Source organism: Desulfovibrio sp., from assembly GCF_035644575.1.
In the GTDB taxonomy this organism is placed as follows: Bacteria; Desulfobacterota; Desulfovibrionia; order Desulfovibrionales; family Desulfovibrionaceae; genus Desulfovibrio.
The window spans coordinates 1-20,995 of record NZ_DASQOG010000013.1 but is presented as its reverse complement, the minus strand read 5'-3'; the positions used below and the strand labels follow the sequence as shown (position 1 = coordinate 20,995).

16 protein-coding genes are annotated in these 20,995 nt (G+C 57.4%); 6 read left to right on the top strand and 10 right to left on the bottom strand.

Annotated features, from left to right (window positions below; all coding sequences use genetic code 11):
* The first annotated feature begins 425 nt into the window (after positions 1-425).
* The 6 genes from VEZ52_RS00620 to VEZ52_RS00595 all read left to right on the top strand — a co-directional run bounded on the left by VEZ52_RS00620 (position 426) and on the right by VEZ52_RS00595 (position 9,471).
* Positions 426-3,923 carry an acyltransferase domain-containing protein gene (locus VEZ52_RS00620; RefSeq protein WP_324835088.1) on the top strand — a complete coding sequence of 1,166 codons (3,498 nt, stop codon included), beginning with the start codon at positions 426-428 and terminating at the stop codon, positions 3,921-3,923.
* A gap of 52 nt (positions 3,924-3,975) precedes the next feature.
* Positions 3,976-5,436 (top strand): TolC family protein, encoded by a 1,461-nt coding sequence (locus VEZ52_RS00615; protein WP_324835086.1) that lies wholly within the window; start codon positions 3,976-3,978, stop codon positions 5,434-5,436.
* On the top strand, positions 5,436-6,404 hold the full coding sequence (locus VEZ52_RS00610; RefSeq protein WP_324835085.1) for an HlyD family secretion protein: 969 nt from the start codon (positions 5,436-5,438) through the stop codon (positions 6,402-6,404). Before VEZ52_RS00615 ends, VEZ52_RS00610 begins: the two co-directional genes overlap by 1 nt.
* Positions 6,405-6,413: 9 nt before the next feature.
* A complete protein-coding gene (locus VEZ52_RS00605; protein WP_324835084.1) occupies positions 6,414-7,823 on the top strand; it encodes an oligosaccharide flippase family protein in 1,410 nt (469 codons plus the stop codon).
* Between the two features lie 155 nt (positions 7,824-7,978).
* Positions 7,979-8,968, top strand: coding sequence for a 4Fe-4S dicluster domain-containing protein (locus tag VEZ52_RS00600; RefSeq protein ID WP_324835082.1), 990 nt, complete (start codon positions 7,979-7,981; stop codon positions 8,966-8,968).
* Positions 8,965-9,471: a FeS-binding protein gene (locus VEZ52_RS00595; protein ID WP_324835081.1), complete on the top strand. Its 507-nt coding sequence runs from the start codon at positions 8,965-8,967 to the stop codon at positions 9,469-9,471. Before VEZ52_RS00600 ends, VEZ52_RS00595 begins: the two co-directional genes overlap by 4 nt.
* Positions 9,472-9,498: 27 nt before the next feature.
* On the opposite strand, the gene rlmN is transcribed toward VEZ52_RS00595, so the two are convergent.
* The 10 genes from rlmN to sat all read right to left on the bottom strand — a co-directional run bounded on the left by rlmN (position 9,499) and on the right by sat (position 20,837).
* Positions 9,499-10,563 (bottom strand): 23S rRNA (adenine(2503)-C(2))-methyltransferase RlmN, encoded by a 1,065-nt coding sequence (gene rlmN / locus VEZ52_RS00590; RefSeq protein WP_324835080.1) that lies wholly within the window; start codon positions 10,561-10,563, stop codon positions 9,499-9,501.
* A 187-nt stretch (positions 10,564-10,750) separates the two neighbouring features.
* Positions 10,751-12,082, bottom strand: coding sequence for an HD domain-containing protein (locus VEZ52_RS00585; RefSeq protein WP_324835079.1), 1,332 nt, complete (start codon positions 12,080-12,082; stop codon positions 10,751-10,753).
* Between the two features lie 210 nt (positions 12,083-12,292).
* Complete coding sequence (dsrP, locus tag VEZ52_RS00580) at positions 12,293-13,462, bottom strand: sulfate reduction electron transfer complex DsrMKJOP subunit DsrP (RefSeq protein ID WP_324835078.1); 1,170 nt, start codon at positions 13,460-13,462, stop codon at positions 12,293-12,295.
* 12 nt (positions 13,463-13,474) lie between these two features.
* The gene (gene dsrO, locus VEZ52_RS00575) at positions 13,475-14,266 is read right to left on the bottom strand and encodes a sulfate reduction electron transfer complex DsrMKJOP subunit DsrO (RefSeq protein WP_022659759.1); all 792 of its coding nucleotides are present in this window, start codon (positions 14,264-14,266) and stop codon (positions 13,475-13,477) included.
* Complete coding sequence (gene dsrJ / locus VEZ52_RS00570) at positions 14,266-14,646, bottom strand: sulfate reduction electron transfer complex DsrMKJOP subunit DsrJ (RefSeq protein ID WP_324835077.1); 381 nt, start codon at positions 14,644-14,646, stop codon at positions 14,266-14,268. Before dsrJ ends, dsrO begins: the two co-directional genes overlap by 1 nt.
* Positions 14,647-16,290: a sulfate reduction electron transfer complex DsrMKJOP subunit DsrK gene (dsrK, locus tag VEZ52_RS00565; protein WP_324835076.1), complete on the bottom strand. Its 1,644-nt coding sequence runs from the start codon at positions 16,288-16,290 to the stop codon at positions 14,647-14,649.
* Positions 16,291-16,302: 12 nt separating this feature from the next.
* The gene (gene dsrM, locus VEZ52_RS00560) at positions 16,303-17,322 is read right to left on the bottom strand and encodes a sulfate reduction electron transfer complex DsrMKJOP subunit DsrM (protein ID WP_324835074.1); all 1,020 of its coding nucleotides are present in this window, start codon (positions 17,320-17,322) and stop codon (positions 16,303-16,305) included.
* Between the two features lie 117 nt (positions 17,323-17,439).
* Positions 17,440-17,973, bottom strand: coding sequence for an RsbRD N-terminal domain-containing protein (locus VEZ52_RS00555; protein WP_324835073.1), 534 nt, complete (start codon positions 17,971-17,973; stop codon positions 17,440-17,442).
* A gap of 219 nt (positions 17,974-18,192) precedes the next feature.
* Complete coding sequence (locus VEZ52_RS00550; RefSeq protein ID WP_324835072.1) at positions 18,193-19,170, bottom strand: hypothetical protein; 978 nt, start codon at positions 19,168-19,170, stop codon at positions 18,193-18,195.
* 395 nt (positions 19,171-19,565) lie between these two features.
* On the bottom strand, positions 19,566-20,837 hold the full coding sequence (gene sat / locus VEZ52_RS00545) for a sulfate adenylyltransferase (protein ID WP_324835071.1): 1,272 nt from the start codon (positions 20,835-20,837) through the stop codon (positions 19,566-19,568).
* Between the last annotated feature and the right edge of the window lie 158 nt (positions 20,838-20,995).

Below are 20,995 nucleotides of genomic sequence, written 5' to 3'. Positions count from 1 at the left end.
AGCTTGGAACGCGTGCGGTTAAATCCGGAAGCGCTGCTTTCGGCGGCGGCGGGAGTTTGCACCGCCTCTTGGCCAGCCTGATAGGAATGGTTGTTCTTCATGCCTCGTCCTCGTAAATTTGTCCAAAAAAGCCGTGCCTGGTGGGCCAGATGAGGGCCGAAATTCGGCAGGCGCAACATTGTAAGGAGTCAGTATAGCCAAAGCAAGATATTATGGCAAGTCGCGTGTGGGGCGGCTCAGTTGAAAGCTTTGCAGACAGTGTTGCTCTGCAGGGCTGTGTGGTAAAAGAGTTTGCGGGCGCTGGCTGGACAAGCAGGATGATATCTACTAACATAATTCTTTACCCAAATGGCTGCTATGCCCCTTTTTGCCCTGCCTCGGCCCAGTCGGGTTGCCGGGCCTTGGCCCTTTACAGGCACAAAGATATGCGTCAGGACTACGAAAATCCAGTACCAGGCACCCTTCAAGATGAAATAGTTCTTGATGGCGTGCGTTATGCCAACCTGCAACAGGCTGGTCAGCAGTGGCGCATCGGTGCCGTCAACCCCGCATGGCGTCAGGAATTGCTGGCTCTGCCAGCAAATCCCGATGCCGAAGCTCTTGCCCGGCTTGAAGCGCGCGGCCTGTGGATTGCGCCGGAGCGGGCTGACGGCCCGCCGCCCTTGGCGGTGATGTGTTGCGGTCTTGGGGCTGTCTGGCCCGGAATGGGCCGCGAACTGTACGACAATTTCCCCGCAGCGCGAGCAGCCATGGACCGTATTGCCGCCGTGGCGGACTGGGACGTGCTTGGCCTCATGGATGAAACGGGCGTGGAGAAAATCAGCCTTACCCGCTGGCAGTCTCCTTACGTATTCATGCTGGAGTATGCCCAGTGGAGCGTATTGTCTTCGCTGGGGCTGAGCCCCTCGCTTTTTTGCGGCCATAGCCTTGGTGAAATGATCGCCCTCTGTTTCTCAGGCATACTGGCCCCCGAAGTGGCGTGGTATATCCTGGATACGCGCGCCGTGCACATGTCTGAGCTGGAGGCTGGGGCCTCCCGCGAAACAGGCATGATGGCCGTGCACGCGGATGCCGAGATCATCAACGAAGCCTGCGCCACATGGCCCGCTCTCTATGTCTCCAATTACAACACGCCGCATCAGTTTATTCTGAGCGGCCCCCGCGGCGTGTTGCAGGAAGCTCGCAAGAGCCTGCGCAAGCGCCGCATCCCTGCTATTGTGCTCAATGTGAGTCTGGCTTTTCACCATCCCAGCATGCGCGTGTTGCGCGACATTTCTTTGCGCCGTCTGAGCGCCCTCGACATGTCTGCGCCCGAAAGACCCATGCTGAGCGGCATTACCGCAGATTTCTATCCTGAAGATCAACCCTCCATCTGCCAGTACATCGCCGATCTTGATGAAAATTCCGTGCGATGGACAGAATGTGTGCAGACCATGTGGAACCGTGAGGGCATCCGGTACTTTCTTGAACTTGGCCCGCAGGATACGCTGTGCAGCCTGGCGGCTGACAATGAGCCGCAGGCAAAATGCCTGACCGCAGGGCGCAAGGGGAAAGAAGTAGAGGGCATGCGTCAGGCCTGCGCCCACCTGTATTCACTGGGGTACCTGCGGCGGGATGCTGTGGCCCGGCGGGCACATCTGGCGGCAAGCGGCGGCGAAGCCCGCTTGTTGGCCTGCAAACCGGCGCCCCACTGCGGTTTACGCCCCGCTGTGGTTGGCAATGGTGCAAATGCCTGCGCTTCGGCGGTGTCAGATGCACCGCAATCCAGTGTCATGGAAACGGCAACGGCTGAATTCGCTGATTCTGCTGCCGCTGCGTCAGATTCTGCTCCTGTAATGGCATCCTATGCCGAAAGCATGGCGGTGGTTCTGCAAATTCTGGCGCAGGCCTGCGGCAGGCCAGTTGAGGATCTGCGGCCGGAAATGGACCTGCGGTATGATCTCGCCCTGCGCTCCAGCCGCTTTCCCCATATTGTGCAGGATGTGGAAAAGGCCCTTGGCATTACCGTCAATTTTGAAGATCTGCTGCAGGTATCAACCATAGGCGATCTTGGCCGGGTGCTTTCCGGCGGTTCCGTCTTTGCCGGGCAGGCAGAGCACACTGCAGAAAGGGTCAGTGCTACCGCAAAGCTTTGCGCGGAGCCTCTGCGCAGGTTTGCCCCCCTTAAAGGCTTGCCCGCAGTCGGGAGTAATAGCGAACTGCGCCTTGAGCCTCTGCCGCTTGATCCCAGTGCCTCAGGGATAAATTTGCAGCCTGGCGATGTTGTGCTCCTCTGCGTCTTGGATGCTCACATATTGCCCCGCCTGCTGAGCGGCATTGCGCCTCTGGGATGCGTGATGGGTGTGCCCCAGGCTCTGCTTGAGCGGTGCGCGCCCCTTGCCAAGGCCGGGGCACGTCTGGTGCCGCTTGATATCGACTTGGGGAATGGAGACGAAACCGCTCTTGTAGTCAGTCGGTTGCAGACGGCCGTTGCGGATTTCGCGCAGGCACAGGGCCGAGTGGACGGGCTGTTTTTTGTGCCGCCTGTCCCGGCTGGCATCATGGTTGCGCCTTCCGCCGCTGATGTGCCGCCACATGCTGCGCCGGAGCGTCTTGGCGCGTTGATGGAAGCGGCTGTTGCGGCCGCCGTGCCTCATGGCTTGCGCTTTGCCGGCAGTTGTTCCGTGCTGCCGCCCGACGTGGAAAACTGTATTTTTGACGCCCCGCTGGAAAAAGCTCTGGGTGCGGCGGCTCTCGCGCATGATGTGGCTGTGCGGGCAATTCGCATGTTGCACGGCCCTGAAAGAGCGAGCCTTGACGAATGGGGCGACATGCTGGCGCGTGAAATTCTTTGCGGCACAGCCGAACAGGTGCTCTGGGTGCGACCAGGATCCATTGACGGCCAGGTTGTTTGCGAGGAGCCGTCCGTCCGGGACATCATCAAGGAGAATCCATTGCGGTTCCCGCTGGTGTTTCCTGAGCAACAGCCCGCATACCGCTCAACCGCCACCCTGTTTCAGGGCTCCTGCCATTTTTCGCATTTTGCCGACAAAACACTGGCGCTGCACGGCGCGCAGCAGGGCAACTGTCTTGGAACTGATGTACCGCGTCTGCCGGTTTGCCGCAGTCTGGAGGCCATGCTCGAAAGCTCGATGCAAGCTTTGCCCTGGCTGACAGTTACGGGCTTTTGCGATTTGCGTTTTTTTGATGCGCCGGAATTGCCGCCCGGCATTACCCGCGAATGTCGGGTGACTGCTGAAGCCGAACCCTGGCTGCTGCAGGAAAAAGTCATGACGCGTATGTGCCGCAGTGAGCTTTCAGTGCGCGGCTTGACGCCCAACGGCAGGCATACTGCACAGTATGCACCGGTTAGCGAAGGCATGGTGTGGCTTGCGGCCCATCGCAGCAGCGTGCGCCCTCTGTGGGAAGAGGTGCCTGCCTCAGCCTCCGTGGAAAGCCCTGCGCTAGACACCGGGCCATTCTATACTGCTGCCGGACTGGGGCGCGAGTGGCGTTTTGTGGAAAACTACTGTGTGTTGCCTGATGACTTGTTTTCTGGCTCGCTGAGTTTGCCCCAGACATGCATTGCCCCCGAAGCTGATTCTGGCTATACTGGCGACATGCTTGTGGTGGAGGGCGTATTGCAGGCTGCATGGCTTGCCATAACATCCGAATACTCCAAGGATTTTTCAGACCCTGCCGCTCTTGCTGCCGCTATGCAGGAGTGGGCTTTGCATGCTGTGGGCTTTATCCGCATCGGGCCTTCCCGTGCTGATGGCCCCTTGCGCATATTGATGCAGCGTTCCTGGGCCAATGCACGGTTGCGTCGTTTTGACGCGCAGGTCATTGATCAGGAAGGGCATGTTTTTTTGACAATTCACCATCTTGAATTTGACCGAAGTGATCAGGCCGGGCTTTCCCCTGTCGTGAATCCCTCGGCATAAACACTCAATCTGCTCAGCGTCGCGCAAAGCGCAACGGCGCAAAGGGTGCCAGATGCTCACTGCACAAGCAAACCTTACTACACGTCTTTTTCTGCCGCTGCTGCTTGTGGCGGCCCTGCTTGCCGGAGCCTGTTCCAACAAGGCCGGGCTCAAGTCGCCGGAACTTCCCGCCAAGCATTGGCTTGAAGAAGCCCCAGGCGTGCCTGTTGAAAACAAGGCCAAGCTTGAAGCCGCAGTGCCGAACCTCTATGATCCCAAGAAGGTCTTTTCCTTTGAAGATTGCGTGTTCCTGACCATCCAGCAGTCGCCTGCCCTGGTCAACAGCGCCGTGAATATCGAAATCAAGCGTCTTGCCCAGACAGACGCCGTGTGGAAGTATCTGCCCGAGCCGCGCATGAATTTTACCGTGTCCAATAACCTGACGCGGTATAATATGGACAATAAAGATACGCCCAGCGATTACGGTCAAACCCGTTTTCGCGTGGGCTTTTATGCTGCCTTCCCCAATCCCATGGCCACCTATTTTGAACACAAGGTGCAGACAGCCATGGTCAATCTGGCAATATCCACCCACCGCAAAGCCGTGGGCAAGGCTATTGGCAAAATTGGCGAGGCCTATCTCCAGCTTCAGGCCCAGCAGAAGATTGTGGAAGCGCAGAAAGAGCTGCTGCCGCTTGGCAAGGAGCTTGTGGATTACTGGAAGAAGGTTGAGGCCGTTGATGGGCGCCAGGGCGTTTCGCTCAACATGGCCATCCAACACCAGCGCGAGCTTGAGCTCAAGCTGGAGCAGACCCGCATGAAGGAAGTGATGCAGCGTACGCAGCTCAAGATTCTTGCTGGCGTTGAGCCGCAGCAGCGGCTTGAGGTGGATACCAAGAGCGCTGATTCCGTGCTGGCCGGTTTTGACGGCCGCAAGCTCACCTGGGAAGAACGCTGGCCCGCCACAGAAGATGATCTGCTGCTTCGCGGTCAAGTGACCTTGGGTGACTACAATATCATGGTCGCCTGGGCTCAGTATATGCCGACCATGTCCATTGCTCTGAACAACAATCCTCCGGCGGGCCAATATCAGCCCCCGAGTGGCTCTGAAGACACCTTTTTGCATCTGACCTTTGACTTCCCGCTCATCGACTGGGGCCGCAGGTACCGTGGCGTACAGACCGCGCGCATGGTCAAGGCCCAGGCCTTCCACGAGTTGGCCCGCAACCGTACGGATTACTCCAACAAATGGCTCCAGAGCGAGCAGCGGGTAGCCCTGGCTGAAACGGAACTCAAGCTTGCCAAGACCCGTCTGGATACGGCCAGCATGCAGTACAAGGAAGCCCAGATTTCTTTCCGCGAAGGCATTGCGCAGCTGCCCGACATGGCCTCCAAGCAGGAAGACATGGTTCAGGCCCGTATAGCCTACATCAATGCCGAGCTTGACTATAAACTGGCCCAGCTTGAGTGGATGGATCTGTCCAATTCGCTGGCCCAGCGCTTCCTCGGCCTGCCTGCTAAGGAGTTGCTGTAATGTTGGGTATGTATATGATGGCACAGCCGTGGGCGCGGCGGAGTAGTTTTGCCGTAGCGCTGTCTGCTGTTACGCTGCTTGCTGCCTTTTTGATGTTTCAGGGCGCAGCCTCTGCTGCAGAGAATGGTTCCATAGGCGCTGGTGCGACTATTCTGACCGGCAAGGTCGTTACAACGGTCACGCGCGCCGTGCCTGTGCCGTTTAACGCTGTTGTGGATGAAGTGCTGGTCAAGCCCGGCGAAGCCATTGCCAAAGGTGCCCCGCTGATGCGTTACCACCTTCAGGAAGAGGCCGAGCGGGTACTGCAAAGAGAAGTTACCACCGGGGCTGCCACGGAGGATCTGAGGGGGCAGGTGCTTGACCTTGAGCGCAAGCTTGCAGAAACCTCAGCCCAACGTAACAAGGCTCGTCAGCTTGCAGCATCGGGGCTTGGTTCTGCACAGGCATCCAGCCGACTGGAAGACGATGTGCACTCCCTGAAGCGCCGCATTGAACTTTTGCGTGTGACCATCCAGAAATCTGAACAGAATTTTGCTGCCAGGCTTGAAGAACTGAGCGGCTATTTCGGTATGCCCATCAAAGAGGGCGAGCGTCTTCCTGCCTCGCTTACGCTTACCTCTCCCATTGACGGCTATGTGCTGTCGCTTGACGCAACGCTCAATCCCGGCTCCCTGCTGGCTGCTAACACCACGCCTGTGCGTGTGGGGCGGCTTGATCCCGTGCTGATCCAGGTGCCCGTCTACGAGGCCGAAATCAGCGGGATCAAGGCTGGCGACTCTGTGGAAGTTGAAATTCCTTCGCTGAACAACAAGAAGTTCAACGGTACAGTGAATGAAATTTCCTGGGTTTCTAATGATATGAGCGTTTCAAATCCTTCATACTATACGGTGGAGCTCACTGTCCCCAATCCTGGTCTGGAGCTCAAACCTGGGTTCAAGGCTGTGGTGCGATTCAAAGGGAGCAGGTAAACCCGTTTCATGAAGCTGAAAAGCATCCCCCGACGATTGGGGTACATTCTGGGCGCGCAATGGACGCGCGACCTGGCCTGGACCGCTTTTACCATTCTTCTTGCACGACGCAGCCCCGATATCTTGGGGCAGGTCGTGCTGGCGCTCACGTTCGGCTACCTGGTGAAAACCGTAGCCGACGTGGGGCTTAATGATTTTCTGCTCTCAACATTTGCCCGGCGCGAAGGCCGCCCGGTGGCCCTGCTGGGTGAAGTCACATGGCTCAAGCTCGTGGTGCTTGTTCTGGCCCTCTGCGTTACATGGCTTGTGACTGGCTGGCAAAACTATACGCCAGAGTTGCGTCTTGTGGTCATGTGCATTGCCGCTGGTCTGGGGCTGGACGGCGTGAGCGATTCCTTTTTCGCGCTCTGCCAGGCGCGGGGCCGTCAGGATGTGGAAATGCGCATCCGTGTGCCTTCCGCACTGATGGGCATTGGCTTTGGCATCGCCTGCGTGGTGCTTGGAGCGCCGCCCATCGTGATTGCCCTGTACAAGCCCATGGAATCAGTGCTGTGCATCATTTTTGCCTTGCTGGCATTACAACGCAATCCTCTGGCAGGTGTTGGTCTTGATGGCATGAAAGATCTGGCCCGTCACATGAAGCACGGCCTTATCTTTACCTGCATGGCTGGCTGCGCCATGTTTTATAACAAGATCAACGTCATATTCCTTAAGCAGTACGGCGGAAATGCCGATGTGGGCGGCTACGGAGTTGCCTGGGAAACAGTTGAAGGCCTGTCGGTGCTTGTTTCCAGCGCATTGCTGGGCAAGGTGATTTTCCCGCTGCTTGCAAAGTTGTGGCAGCAGGACAAAGGCGCATTCCGCCAGCTGGCCGGTCAGACAGCACGCTCCCTTTGGGCTGCATCGCTGCCCATTATTTTTCTTATCTGCGTGGAGAGCGACCGCTTTCTTCCCCTGATTTACGGCCCCAACTACCAAAGTGCGGTCACCGCTCAGCGTTTGCTTACGCCATGCCTGGCAACGGCCTTTTTGCACAACCTTGCGGCATACGCTATGATCGGCATGCGCCAGCATCGGCTGCTCCTGGCATTTTATCTCACAGGCCTGGTGTGCAATCTGGTATGCTGCTTTACGCTTATTCCTGCCATGCCCCTTGAAGGTGCGGCCTTGTCCCTCACCATTACCAAGGTGTGGGTGGCTCTGCTTACAGTTGGCTATTTTCAGTGGGCCGCGCGCCCCATGTCGCTTGGGCAGTGGGGACTCATGCTCGCCGCCTGTGCCGCCTGCATAGGACTCTGGTGGGGGATAGGGCTGGTTGCGCCGCGTGAATTGGCAGAGCTGGCAGGCATTGTGCCTTTGCTGGCCTTGTTCTGGCGCTGGAGACCCCCGCCGCCTTTTGAAAAAGCCGCGCTTGCCTGATGCGCATCTGGACGGTCAGTTGCTGTGCAAGGCATGGCGTGGCAACCACGCCCCGCATGGCCAGACCGTGCCGGGCAAATTGCCAGAGACGTTGACGCCAAGGTAAAGGCAGGCCTATAAAATTACTGCAAGACAGTAACAGGCAAGGCATTCCCATGGGCAACAAACTGCTTTTACAGCGCAGGTCAGTCATTAAGGCCATGGCAGGCACCGCAGGCTTATCGCTGGCGGGTGCGGCATCTCCCATGGCCGCGGGCATACAGAACTGGGTCAGCGGCGCTGACCGTGCCACCATCATTGATGTGGATCTCTGCAACGGTTGCGGAGCCTGCGTGTCTGCCTGCCGCGATAGAAATCTGGCAGAAATCCCACTTCCTGCTCAGCCCATTCCCCGTCCCTACCCATCATGGGTGCGCGTCAACGACTGGTCGACCCGCCGCGATGAAGTTTCTCGCCTTACTCCCTACAATTGGCTTTTTATTCAATCATGCTCCATAACTGTTAACGGTGTGGAGCGGCGGATATATTTGCCACGGCGATGTTTGCATTGTCTGAACCCGCAATGCGTCACTCTCTGCAGCACTGGCTCCTTGCGCCAAAGCAACGAGGGAGCAGTTTACTTCCATCGCAGCACCTGTCTGGGGGACGGCCCCTGTGACCGGGCCTGCCCGTGGGGTATCCCGCAACGCCAGGCGGGGGTGGGGCCATACCTGAACCTTGCGCCCAGATATATTGGCAGCGGACAGATGTTTAAATGTGATTATTGCAGTTCTCTGCTCAAGGCTGGCGAAAACCCTGCATGCGTGACGGCCTGCCCGCAGGGGGCCATGCGCATAGGACCTCGTGAGGAAATGGCTAAGCTGGCCAAGGAAATGGCGGAGCAGCGGGGAGGGGATATCTTTGGACTCAAAGAAAATGGCGGTACAAACACCATCTATGTTTCTTCGGTGCTTTTCCGCGATATTGAGGCCAACATGCTGCGTCAGGGAAAGGTAGGCTTTGGTATGCCGAGCCTGCGCCCGGCTGGCGCCAGTATGGATAAGGAAAACAGTCTGCTGAAGGCAGTTCTGCTGGCCCCTGTGGCTGGGGCGGCCCTGGCGGGACTGCGATTGTGGCGTGAAAGAAAAATGAGGCGCAAGCCATGAAAAATCAGCCCTCGCTTTTTTCCTCATTCTTCAGTGTATTGTGGCTGGCCAGCATGCTCACAGCCGTATGGAGCGGTCTTGCGCATCTGCCGCAAGCCGGACGCTATGGGCTGATTCAAAGTGGCAGCTGGTCGCCGTCTATTGCGCATTATTATTCGTCAGCCGCGCTGCTGTTTTTGGGAACGTACGCCTTCACAGTCTGGCGTCTTCAGGGGCACAGCACTTTTTGCCTGACACGCTGCGGCCTGCTGCGCGTCATTTTGCTGATGGGGCTGGCCACGAGCGGGCTGGCGCTCATCGTCCACAATATGCCCAACTTTTCTTTGTACGATGGCGTGTATGCATACGTCAAAACGCTGCATCTTGTGTGCGCCCTGGCCTTGCTTCCACTGCTGATTTACAGGCTCTGCCGTCGCTGGACCGGCGGCTACGGCTGGCTGAAGCCACGCGATGGGGCAGATACGTGCTGCGGCGCTTCAAGGCGGCGGCCGGGCCGACGCTAGAACTATTCCAGCTTAGCTTTGCCCTGTTCAGTCCTGTTGTGCCTGCCGGTCTGCCTTAAGCTGTCCACAGGCAGCCTTGATGTCCTGCCCCTTGCTCTTACGCAGTATGGCCGTAATCTTGCGCTTCCAGAGGTACTGCTCAAAGGCCAGTACGCTTTCTTCCGTGGGGGCATCGTAGGGCGCGCCTTCCGCTGGATTGTAGACAATAAGGTTCAGCTTGCCCCGCACATCGCCCACCAGCCGGGCCAAATCCCTGGCCTGATCCAGTCCGTCGTTGACCCCGCCCAACAGCAGATATTCAAAAGTAATGTGCTCCCGTGTTTTAAGCGGGTACGACTTGAGCGCTTCAAACATCTCGTCAAGAGGCCAACGTGCGGCCTTGGGCATGATTTTCGCCCGCAGTTCCTGCGTTGGCGCATGCAGTGAAACCGCCAGATAGGCAAGGCCACTGTCGCCCAGTTCGCGCAGGCCTTTTTCAATGCCGCATGTGGAGACTGTGATACGGCGGGGTGAGAAATTCAGCCCCTTGGCATTATTCAGGCCTTCCAGGGAGCGCATGAGCTCGCGCATGTTAAGCAAAGGCTCGCCCATACCCATGAACACAATATTGCGCAGCATGGGCCATTCCGGCCTGTCATCACCCAAGTGCGCGCGCGCCACAAGTATCTGCCCCAGAATTTCGGCCATGGTCATATTGCGTTCAAAGCCCATTTGCCCCGTTGAGCAAAAAGTACAGGCCATGGCGCAGCCCACCTGGGACGACACGCACTGGGTCCAGCGGCGTACTCCTTCGCGCGAATCCGATGGAATGAGCACCGTTTCAACCAGCGCCCCGTCTTCGAGGCGCAGCAGAAATTTTGTGGTATCGTCCTGGCTTTTCTCTACTGTGACAACCTCCGGCCAGACAATGACAGCGTTGGCAGTCAGTTTTTCGCGGCAGTCTTTTGAAATATTGCTCATGGATTCAAAGTCGCGAACCATGCGTTGCCACAACCATTGCCAAATTTGCATGGCGCGGAACTTGCGCTCGCCCAATTCTGTTTGAAGCCAGTTTTCCAGCTCGGGAAGGGTCAGGTTGAGAAGATTGGTCATATGCTCTGCCGGAATTAGATAAGGTTTTGTAGTGCAAATATGTTGTGTACTGGCTGTTGAACTACGATGTTTGGCGCTTATGGGCAAGAAATTTTCATGCCGACAAAACCGCGTTTATGTGCCGTGAACAAGCAAAAAGGGCGTTCCCAAAGGAACGCCCATAGTGTCAGCATAGGCGGTTGGCTGGTTATCCAACTGACTTGCGCGCGTAACCACGCACAAAGGTCACAGCGGATTCAACATCCGTAACTTCGCCTGCAATCTGGGCCTGCAACAGAGCATCACGAATAATTCCCACCAGCGGGCCGGGCGACAGCTTGGTTTCGCTCATGATCTCATTGCCGTTCAGCAGCGGTTCCAGCATCTGTTCCGGCGTTTCCGCGCGATCCAGATACTTCATATTGTGGTTGAACGAGGTGAGGATGCCGTCGCGGGCCTTGAGGTCGGCCCTGGCCATGGCGATAAGCCGGGGGTAGTCGTCCAGTGCCTTGAAGCGGCGGATGCCCCTGTCGGTCATCATGAAGTGGAAGCGCATGTGGTGGCGCACCAAGTGGCACAGCAGGTCGATGTCTTCCTGTGCAAAGTGCAGGCGGCGCAAAATCTTGCGCGTAACCTTGGCACCCACGCGGTGGTGCTGGTAGTATGTCCAGATGCCGTCGAAATATTCGCCGGTGTAGAGCTTGCCCACATCGTGGAACAGCATTGCCATGGTGCCGAGCCAGTCGTAGTGGAAATCTTCTTCAGGGTAGTGCTTCATGCACTCAAGCGTGTGTTCAAACACGTTTTCCGTGTCGCCTTCCTTGTTGCGCATCTGGGTGAGGCAGGAAAGGGAGGCCACTTCAGGGATAAGCCCCTGAAGGATATGCGAATCAAAGAGCAGGCGCACAAACCGGTACATGGATTCGGCAGCAACCTTGCGCCATTCATCCATGATGTCGGTGGCAGGAACGTAATCAAGCACGCGGCTTGAGGCGCGCACAATGGCAAGCCATGTGTTGGGCTCGATGGGCAGGTCAAAATTGGCTGCAAAACGCAGGGCGCGTACCGCCAGCAGGTAATTGTGGCGCAGGGTTTCATCCGGAAGCCCCGCAAGCTGGATAGCGCCGCCCTTGACGTCTTCAAAGCCGTCGTAGGCATCCTGCGTGGTTTCAGGGCTACCAAAGCCCGTGATGCGCAGCTTGAGCTGTTCCTCATGGGGCATCCTGTCCATCATGGTGGGCGTAATGCGCAGCAGGGAAAGCTCCGGGTGTCCGGCAGCAGCTACTTCCAGAGGATAAAAACAGAAGACAAAGCCGTTTTCTTCCAGTGTTGCCAGAGCGCGCTTGTCGTGCTGCGGTACTGCCCTGGGAAAAAGCTTGATAAGCGTATCCAGATCCGGCTCGCAGGCAATATCCACAGTGGGCTGCGTGGCGTTTTCCAGCAGGTGCTCCTGCAAGGGGGCGTTGATAACATGAGCGTCATAGCCGTTGCGCAACAGTGTTTTGCTTATGGTTATGGCGTCTTTGAGCGCTTGATGCATCCATGGCTCCTTGCGAATAAAATAACGGGGAATGGCTGATACTATGCCCGCGAGCATGGGTGCGAGTCAAGCTTGCGGTTGAAGAAATGCCGTTACGGTCATGCCGGATTATTGTTTGTGGTGCTGGCAATTTGCTGACAGCTTGCGCTTGCAAGACAAAACGCCCCCGCGTCAGCGACGCAGGGGCGTTTGAGTACACGTACCTGACGGTTAGTCAGAGAAGTGGTTCACTTCTTTTTTCACGCCAAGCGCAATCCGCCAGAGCAGGGAGACTACCAGCGCCCCCACGGCGTACACGCCAAGGGCCACGGCAATTTCCTTACCGGTGGGCATGTAGGGGGTGATGGCTTCAAACATGTTGGGGGTAAAACCGCCAATCAGAAGGCCAAGACCCTTGTCGATCCACGAAGCAGCCACGAGCATGGCCAGAGCGATGGGCATGAGCGTGGGGTGCGTGCGGAGTTTGGGCGGAATAAGAATGGCAAGGCAACCAAAGGCCATGATAACCGCAGCCCACATCCAGTAGCTCACCCACAGCAGGTGCCCGCCGTGACCGAAGAACAGCACGTGGATGGGCTCCATGTGGCCGGGAATGTTGCTGTAGAAGGCCGTGAACAGTTCCAGCACAAAGAAGAACACGTTCACGCACATGGCATACACGATGATGGTGGTCAGGGTTTTCACGGCTTCCTTGCCCACGTCAAAACCGGTGAGGCGGCGCAGCAAGAGCATGAGCAGCATCAGGATGGCAGGACCGGAGCAGAAGGCGGAAGCCAGGAAGCGGCCAGCCATGATGGCGGTAAGCCAGTAGTGGCGGCCAGGAACGCCAGCGTACAGGAAGGCGGTCACCGTGTGGATGGAGAAAGCCCACAGAATCGAAAGATAGATGAGGGGCTTGATCCATTTCGGGGGATCGATTTCGTGCCGTTCGGCTTCAAGGGTCACCCAACCGATAACGATGTTCAGGCCAAGATAGCCGATGAGCACCAGCATGTCGTAAAACATGACGGAATTGGGCGTGGGATGCAGCATGACGTTAAGCATGCGCTGGGGCTGACCAAGGTCAACCACGATGAACAGGGCGCACATGACCACGGCCCCAACGGCCATGAATTCGCCAAAGATGATCATGCGCTTGAATTTTTTATAGTGGTGGAAGTACGTGGGCAACACCAGCATAACTGCCGAGGCGGCAACACCGACGAAGTAGGTGAACTGCGAAATATACAGCCCCCACGAAACGTCGCGGCTCATGCCGGTCACAGACAGACCGTTCTGGAGCTGATCCAGATACACAATGCCGCAGCCTGCGATCAAGCAGAGCAGGAAGAGCAGCCACAAGTAGTAGGTCTTGGGACCTTCGAGCAATTTTTCAACCATGGCCTGTCCTCCCTATATGAGGTAGTAAACGCCGGGCTGCGTGCCCAGGTTGGGCTTGCGGCGGATACTGTAGTTGGCGGACAAAGCCTGCCGCACCGTTGAATTGGGGTCTTCCAGGTCGCCGAAGAGAATCTTGCCGCCAGAAGCTTCAACGCAGGCAGGCAACTGGCCAACGGCCAGACGCTCGGCGCAGAAGGTGCATTTTTCCACCACGCCGATCATGCGCGTGGGGAAGGCCGGATTGGGCACGGGATCTGCCAGGAACTTGCGCGGATCCTTGAAGTTGAAGGAACGCGCGCCGTAGGGGCAACCAGCCATGCAGAAGCGGCAGCCGATGCAGCGGTGGTAGTCCATGGCCACAATGCCGTCTTCCATCCTGTAAGTGGCCTGCGTGGGGCAAACGCGCACACAGGGCGGATTGGTGCAGTGGTTGCACAGCAGCGGATAGCTGGCTTCGGCCCGGCGTTTGTCCAAAAAGGCGTTCATTTCATCAGGGAAGGTGTGCTCGAACGAATCAAGCCAGAACCATTTGATGTTCTGATCGCCGGGAACGTGCGGGACGTTGTGGAATTTATGGCAGGCTTCGATCAGCGGTTCGTAGTCCTTGGGGCCATTGAACTGGCGCGTATCGATAACCATGGCCCAGCGCTTGGCGTGCAGGGCGTTGGCACCTTTTTCATAGTGACCGGGGGCAATCTTGGCCTGAGCAACGCCGGACAAGGCGCCAAGGCCAGCCAACCCGCTGCTCAGGGCACAGGCAGAAAGCCCCGCCACTTTCAGAAAGCTTCTTCTGCTCTTGTTCATTACTTGCTCCCCTGGGGAATGATGTGGCAGGTCCAGCAATAGGGATCAACGCTGTTGGCAACGTGGCACTTTTCGCAGAATCCCTTGTAGTCGTTGTGGCACTTCATGCAGGTGTTCTGCAGGCTGATGGTCCACTTTTTACCGTTGGATGCCACATAGGTGCGGTTTTCGTTGCGCAGGGCTTCATCACGCCACTCGTTGAGCAGCTGCATGTGTTTGTCGCGCATGAAATCCACATTTTCCACACACTCTTTTTCATTCTTGGGCAGCGCAATGCCGGTGCTGGTATAGCTCTTGCCCAGCATGCTCGCCCAGAACGGGGAGGTGAACAGGACCACAAAGATAATGATCCCAAGAATTACTGCTTTGGAGTTATACATCTATTGACCCTCCCCCTGCGCCTCGGGCGCGTCATCATCCTCTACCACATTGGGCAGGTCTTCCTGGCGCAGATCCATGGTGCGCTTGCACTCGCCCTTCATCACAAGGGCATTGCCCACCAGTTCGTGCAGGCCGCTCACATTGACGCCGGGCGCCCAGTAATTGGCAAGCGGGGGCAGAGTGGCGCGGTCAATGGCGCACACGCAGGCCATGTGGTTGACGCCGTGCTTTTCCTGCACATAACGCAGGGCATTGCCGCGCGGCATGCCGGAACGCATGCGCAGTTCCATGATTTCTTCTGTGTTGAGGCCCGAACCGGCGCCGCAGCAGAAGGTCTGCTCGCGGATGGTGTTCTCGGGCATTTCCACAAAGTTGTTACATACGGCGTTGAGCACGTAGCGGGGTTCATCAAGCAGGCCCATGCCGCGCGCAGGGTTGCACGAGTCGTGGAAGGTGGTGATGATATGGTCGTTACGGCTGGGGTCGAGGTTCAGCTTGTTGTGGTGGATCAGGTCAGCCGTGAACTCGGCAATGTGCACCATCTTGGTGGAAGCCGCGTTCTGGAACACCGTGCCGGTGTAGGGCGAAACAGGCGTCGTCATGTGCGAGGGCGACGGGCCGTTGTAGGTGTCCATGTACTGGTTGATCACGCGCCACATGTGGCCACATTCGCCGCCCAGAATCCACTTGGAACCCAGACGCTCGGCTTCGGCGTACATTTTGGCGTTGAGCTTCTTTGCCATGTTGAACGTGGTAAAGGAGCCGAAGTTGCCGCCTTCCGAAGCGTAGGTCGAGAAGGTGTAGTCCAGATCCAGCTCGTGGAAGAGCATCAGATAGCCCATGAAGGTGTAGATGCCGGGGTCGGCAAATACGTCGCCAGAGGGCGTGATGAACAGGATTTCGTGGCCCTTTTCGTTGAAGGGCGTCTTGGGACGGATGCCGGTGATGGTTTCGCAGTCATCGGCCAGCATTTCCACGATTTCCACAAAGGAGTGGGGCTTGATGCCAAGGTGGTTGCCGGTGAAGCTGCAGTTCTTGACCGGATCCATGATCCAGTGGATGCCCAGGCCCACTTCATGCAGCAGTTCGCGCACGATGGCGGTGATTTCCGCCGTGTCGATGCCGTAGGGGCAGAAGAGCGAGCAGCGGCGGCATTCGGTGCACTGGTAGGCGTAGTAGAAGAGTTCCTTCACTACTTCCTTGTCCCAGCCGCGAGCACCCACTTTCTTGCCGAGGATCTTGCCCAGCATGGTGTGGTCGCGGCGGTAGAGCGAGCGGAGCAGCTCGGCGCGCAGCACAGGCATGTTCTTGGGATCATTGGTGCCCAGGAAGAAGTGGCATTTGTCGGCGCAGGCGCCGCAACGCACACAGATATCCATGAACAGCTTGAGCGAACGGTGCTTTTCAAGGCGTTCTTCAAAAGCGTCGCAGAGAATCTGTTCCCAGTTTTCGGGCAGGTTCCAGTCTTCTGCCGCCGGATCCCATTCGTGGGGATTGGGCATGTGCAGAAGTTCCATGGTCTCTTGCTTGGCCGGATAGCAGAAGCTGCCCGGTGTAAATTCAGGCTTTGTGTCAAGCCAGTCCTGGGCGGGAAAGGCCGGGCGGCTGGACACAAGCATTTGCGGCGTAGGTAATTTTGCCATCGTGGAAACTCCTTACTCGGCGGCCTTTTCGGGTTGCTTATCCAGCGGCAGCCCGGCATCGGCCATGGCGTCGCGGTAGGTATCCTCGTACTCGGCGTAGGTGAAGTACTGCTTGGGCGGATTCCAGGGGTTGATGTGGCGCACTCGGCGGGAATTATTCGCCATGTTGCGCGTGGGGCTGAAGAACACGCCCGGCATGTGCATGAGCTTGGAGAAGGGGAAGTAAATCAGCAGTACGCAGACCAGAGTAAGGTGCGTGAAGAACAGTGCGTTGATGCCCACGGTGGACACAGGCGCAAGGTGGGTCAGGCCCATGACGAAGATCTTGACCTGGGCGATTTCGGTCTTGTCGAAATAACGCAGGCAGATACCGGTACCCACAATGCTGATGATCAGCCACAGGGGGAAGTAATCGTTGGCAAGTGAAAGGTAGCGCAGGCGCTCGTTGAACAGGCGGCGTCCCAGAAGGAACAGCAGCGCTACCAGCAACAGGCCGCCCGTCCAGAAGAAGCGGGGCGAGCCAAACTGCATGATGCCGTCAATGCTTTCCAGAAAGCGAATACAGGAAGGCACGGGTTCCATAAAGAAACGGAAGTGACGGATAAAAACCAGCAGGAAGCAGTAGTGGAACAGCAGAGCAAAAACCCACAGCCACTTGGAGGAATAATAGATGGTGCGCGGCCCGTTGCTGACGGGATCAAATTCCCTTACTTCCGCAACCGTGTTGCGGAACAGCGAACGGAAGCAGAACACTTCCAGAAACATGCGCTGCACAACACCCCAAGTTGTGCTGGGACAGTCGATTTTTGCCTGCTTGATGAAGTCAAGCGACTGCTCCTGCCCACCAGTGGTGGGGATGCAGAAGGGCACGGGCGATTTGGCCCAGTACACCATGCGCCAGACGACACCGGCGATGAACACGACTACTGCCACATAAGGCAGCGCCACGCCGAACAGGCCCGCAAGCCCTATGGCCGCTCCCGCCCAGGCGATGGCTCCTATGAGCAGCACCAGCAGTAATGAATTGAACATTCCCTACCTCACTTCCACTAAAGTTGCCTCAAAAGCCCACCACGGGATTTGAGAGATCTCTGGCCCGCATGCTGCAAAGCCCACGGTCAGGCCCTACGGCCTAATGAACGCGGAATGTCAGCGGTCATCCCCAGAAGGGACGCCTCCGCTTTCCAGTTGTTGCGCCCAGCGCGCCAGTTGGGCGTGCTGGTTGCGTATTTCCGTAATGCGCGACTCAGCCAGAATTTCCCGGTCTTCCATATACATGTCGAAGGCCAGGAGCGTCAGGCTGTCGATGCGCGATTCGGTCTCAAGGTAGGCCGCCAGGTCGTCCTGGGCCATAAGTTCAGGCATGACGTGTTGCCGCAGAAGAGGCTTCATGAGGCTGAACACGGCCAGGCTCTGGCTGGGGGAGAATTTTTGCACTGCCCGCAGCTTGATAAAGCGATCCATGGCCTTGCGTGTCTGGGCCACTTCCACGGATTCGCCGGTAACTGCATCGTACACGGCCCCTGCGGCTTCCTTGGTCATGTTTGCAACAGGATTACCGAAGGGGTCGTCTTTTGTGCGAAGAAAACCAGTTGTTTCAAATGGATAGGTGTCGAATACGGAGTCTGTCCATAGACGCACCATCTCGCTCTTGTGTTTACGAAACACGTCGATTGCTTTCATTCTGTCCCCGTGCCCTTTTGTCTAAGGCTCTCTCATATAAATAGTAAGCGCAAAGGGCGTCAAGCCCCTTTGCGCTTTTAAAACGCAAGGTTTGTCATTTTTTGCACAAGGCCCCGGTGGGCGCGATAAGCCACGGCACTTTAAGGCTACGTCAGAACAGGCTAAATCGACCCGTGCAGCTCCTGCACCGGAGGCAAAAAGAGCTGGAGTCGACGTTGCCTAGGGGCAGGGCGTTGTGCCAGAACACTGGCCAGCCACTTGCGGGTCAAGCGGCAAATCTGCACTGCCTGTTGCCGGGGGGGGAGTAGGAGCTTGCGGCAAAGAAGCCTGGCCTGCCTGCTGCTTGGTAGTCTTTTTCAGCATGGCGGGCAAGCCGTGGTATTCAAAAAATGGAACAGTCTGCGAACCGGCCATGAACACATGGGCCTTGTTGCGCAACATGCGCAGGCGCAGCAACAGCATGTCGGGCGCGGTGGCGGCCATGCCCGTTGGCGCGGCAATGTCTTTTGCCTTGGTCAGGGCTTCAGAAAGGCTTGCGCCGTTATCCATGAGGCGCAGCATGCGCGCAACGGTATGAATGTCGGCTTCATTTTCTGCCAGAGGGTAGAAGGCCACGTCCACATGACCGGAGAGAAGGGCGATGCCTTCCTGGCAACTTGGGCAGGAGGGAGAAAAAAACATGCGCACGCTGGCTTCGTTGCTGTTGTCGGTGATGGCCCACACGTCCGCCTGAGTACGCAGGGCGGTACCGGCGTTGACGATAAACAGCAGAGCCCACAGGGTCAGCAAAAGCGAACGGCCCGGCTTGTCCGCCGGAAGGCCGGAGCGATTGCGTTGCGCCGCTTGCCGAAAGCCGGCGTAGATCATGGCAAAAAAGCAGGCCACAATAAGGCAGCTCACGCAAGGGGCTGTGACCGCCATGAGCAGCAAAAGGCCGATATCGCCCAGCAGGGCCAGACCTGCCAGAACCAGGCCCAATTGGGCCGCACCCATCAAGGCTGCTGCGGCAAGCAGCGTGAACATGACCCCGCCAGCCCACCAAAGCGATATGCCCGCAACAGACGTATCCTGAAACAGTGCGCAGCCCGAAGTTACACACAGGTTCACTTCGTTGCCAAAGGCGCTCCAGATACAGAAGGCCGCAGCCAGAACGGCCATGCTCAGAATGCCGGGAAATAATTGATGGGTTCGGTTCATAGGTACCTGTAGATGTAATAGCTTTTCGGCTGGTGCAGCAATAGCGCGACAGGCCCGATACTGACCATCATTAGGCCCGCCGAAACATCGGGCTGTAGCCGCGATTTCATGCAACTCGTTTCAGGTTATAGGCTGTTTTTGCTTTTTCGTAAAGCGCGGCCCCATCTCTGTTACATGGTGGTTGTGCGGCAATACGGGGCTGTGCAAAACTATATTACAGGGATGTGGCGAAAGTATGTCGACTCCACTCCGCTTACGGCAAGGGCTCGCACTGTGCCCAGTTCGGCAGGCCCAGGCCGCATGGGGGAGCATAACAGCTGAACGTATGGGGATGCAGCTAAAACAAAAGGACGCCCTTTCGGGCGTCCTCTCGCGTTGTGTTGCTGCGGTCAAGCTTACATGGTGGAGCCGGAGGCCGCACGCTGCATCTTGATTTCAACTTTTTCGGTCAGGCTGGCATAGTATTCGCGCAGGATGACGAGCACTTCAGCGCGGCCAAAGTGATCCGGCACTTCCGCGCCTTCGGAGAGCATCTTGCGCAGCTTGGTGCCGGACAGGATGACGCGATCTTCCTTGGTGTGGGGGCAGGTGCGCATGCTGGCCATGCCGTCGCACTTCTTGCAGTAGAAGGTCCAGTCAATGTTCAGCGGTTCGCAGAGCAGACGCTTGCCTTCTTCAGCGGGCACAGGGATCTTGCGGAAGATTTCCTGAGCTTCAAACATGCCGTAGAAGTCGCCCACGCCAGCGTGGTCGCGGCCAACCAGCAGGTTGTTGATGCCGTAGTTCTGGCGGAAGGTGGCGTGCAGCAGGGCTTCGCGGGGACCGGCATAACGCATGTCCAGGGGGTAGCCAGCCTGAATGACGAAGTCTTTCACGAAGTACTTGTCAACCAGGGTGTCGATGCATTTCACGCGCACTTCGGCGGGGATGTCGCCGGGCTTCAGGGAGCCCACGAGGGAGTGGATAACCACGCCGTCGCACACTTCCACGCCGATCTTGGCCAGGTATTCATGCGAGCGGTGCATGGGGTTGCGCAGCTGAAGAGCGGCAACCTTCTGCCAGCCGCGTTCGTCCATCTTGGCGCGCAGCTGGGCAGGGGTCATGTACACGCCGGGGAACTTTTCGGGGAATTCGCCCTGCGAAAGAACCTTAACGGTACCGGCAACGTTGAATTCGTTCTGAGCCAGAACCATCTTCACGCCGGGGTGGTCGTTGGGGGCCACTTCCCAGAACTTTTCGGAGTCGGGGCCGGTGCCCTTGAACACCAGTTCGCATTCCAGCTTCTTGTCGGCTTCAGTCATTTCATAGACTTCTTCGACCTTCATGGTAGCCATGATTTCGCCTTTGCGAACCAGGGCCACTTCTTCGCCGACCTTGAGGGTCTTGGCGTCAGCAGCGGGAACATCAAGGGTAACAGGCACGGGCCAGAAGGTGCCGTCAGTAAGAGTCATCTTTTCGCAGACGCTCTTCCAGTTGGCCTTGGTCATGAAGCCGTTCAGAGGCGAGAAGCCGCCAATGCCCATCATGATCAGGTCGCCCTTGGCGCGGGAAGTAATCTCGATCTGCTTCAGGCCTGCGGCTTTTTTCTTCTCGTCATCCAGGGCCTTACCTTCCAGAAGGCAACAGACCAGACCCTTACCGCCATGAGGAGCTACCAGCTTGGACATTGCGAAATCCTCCGTGTTTTAGTTATGTGGGCATCCTTCCGTGGCCGCGTCGCCATGCGGAAGGGCAGCGTTCAGTTCGCATCTTGTGAATAATCTAACAAAAAGTCAACTACCTCTTAAAACTTTTCCTGACTACTCGCCAAAAAAACCACAGCCAC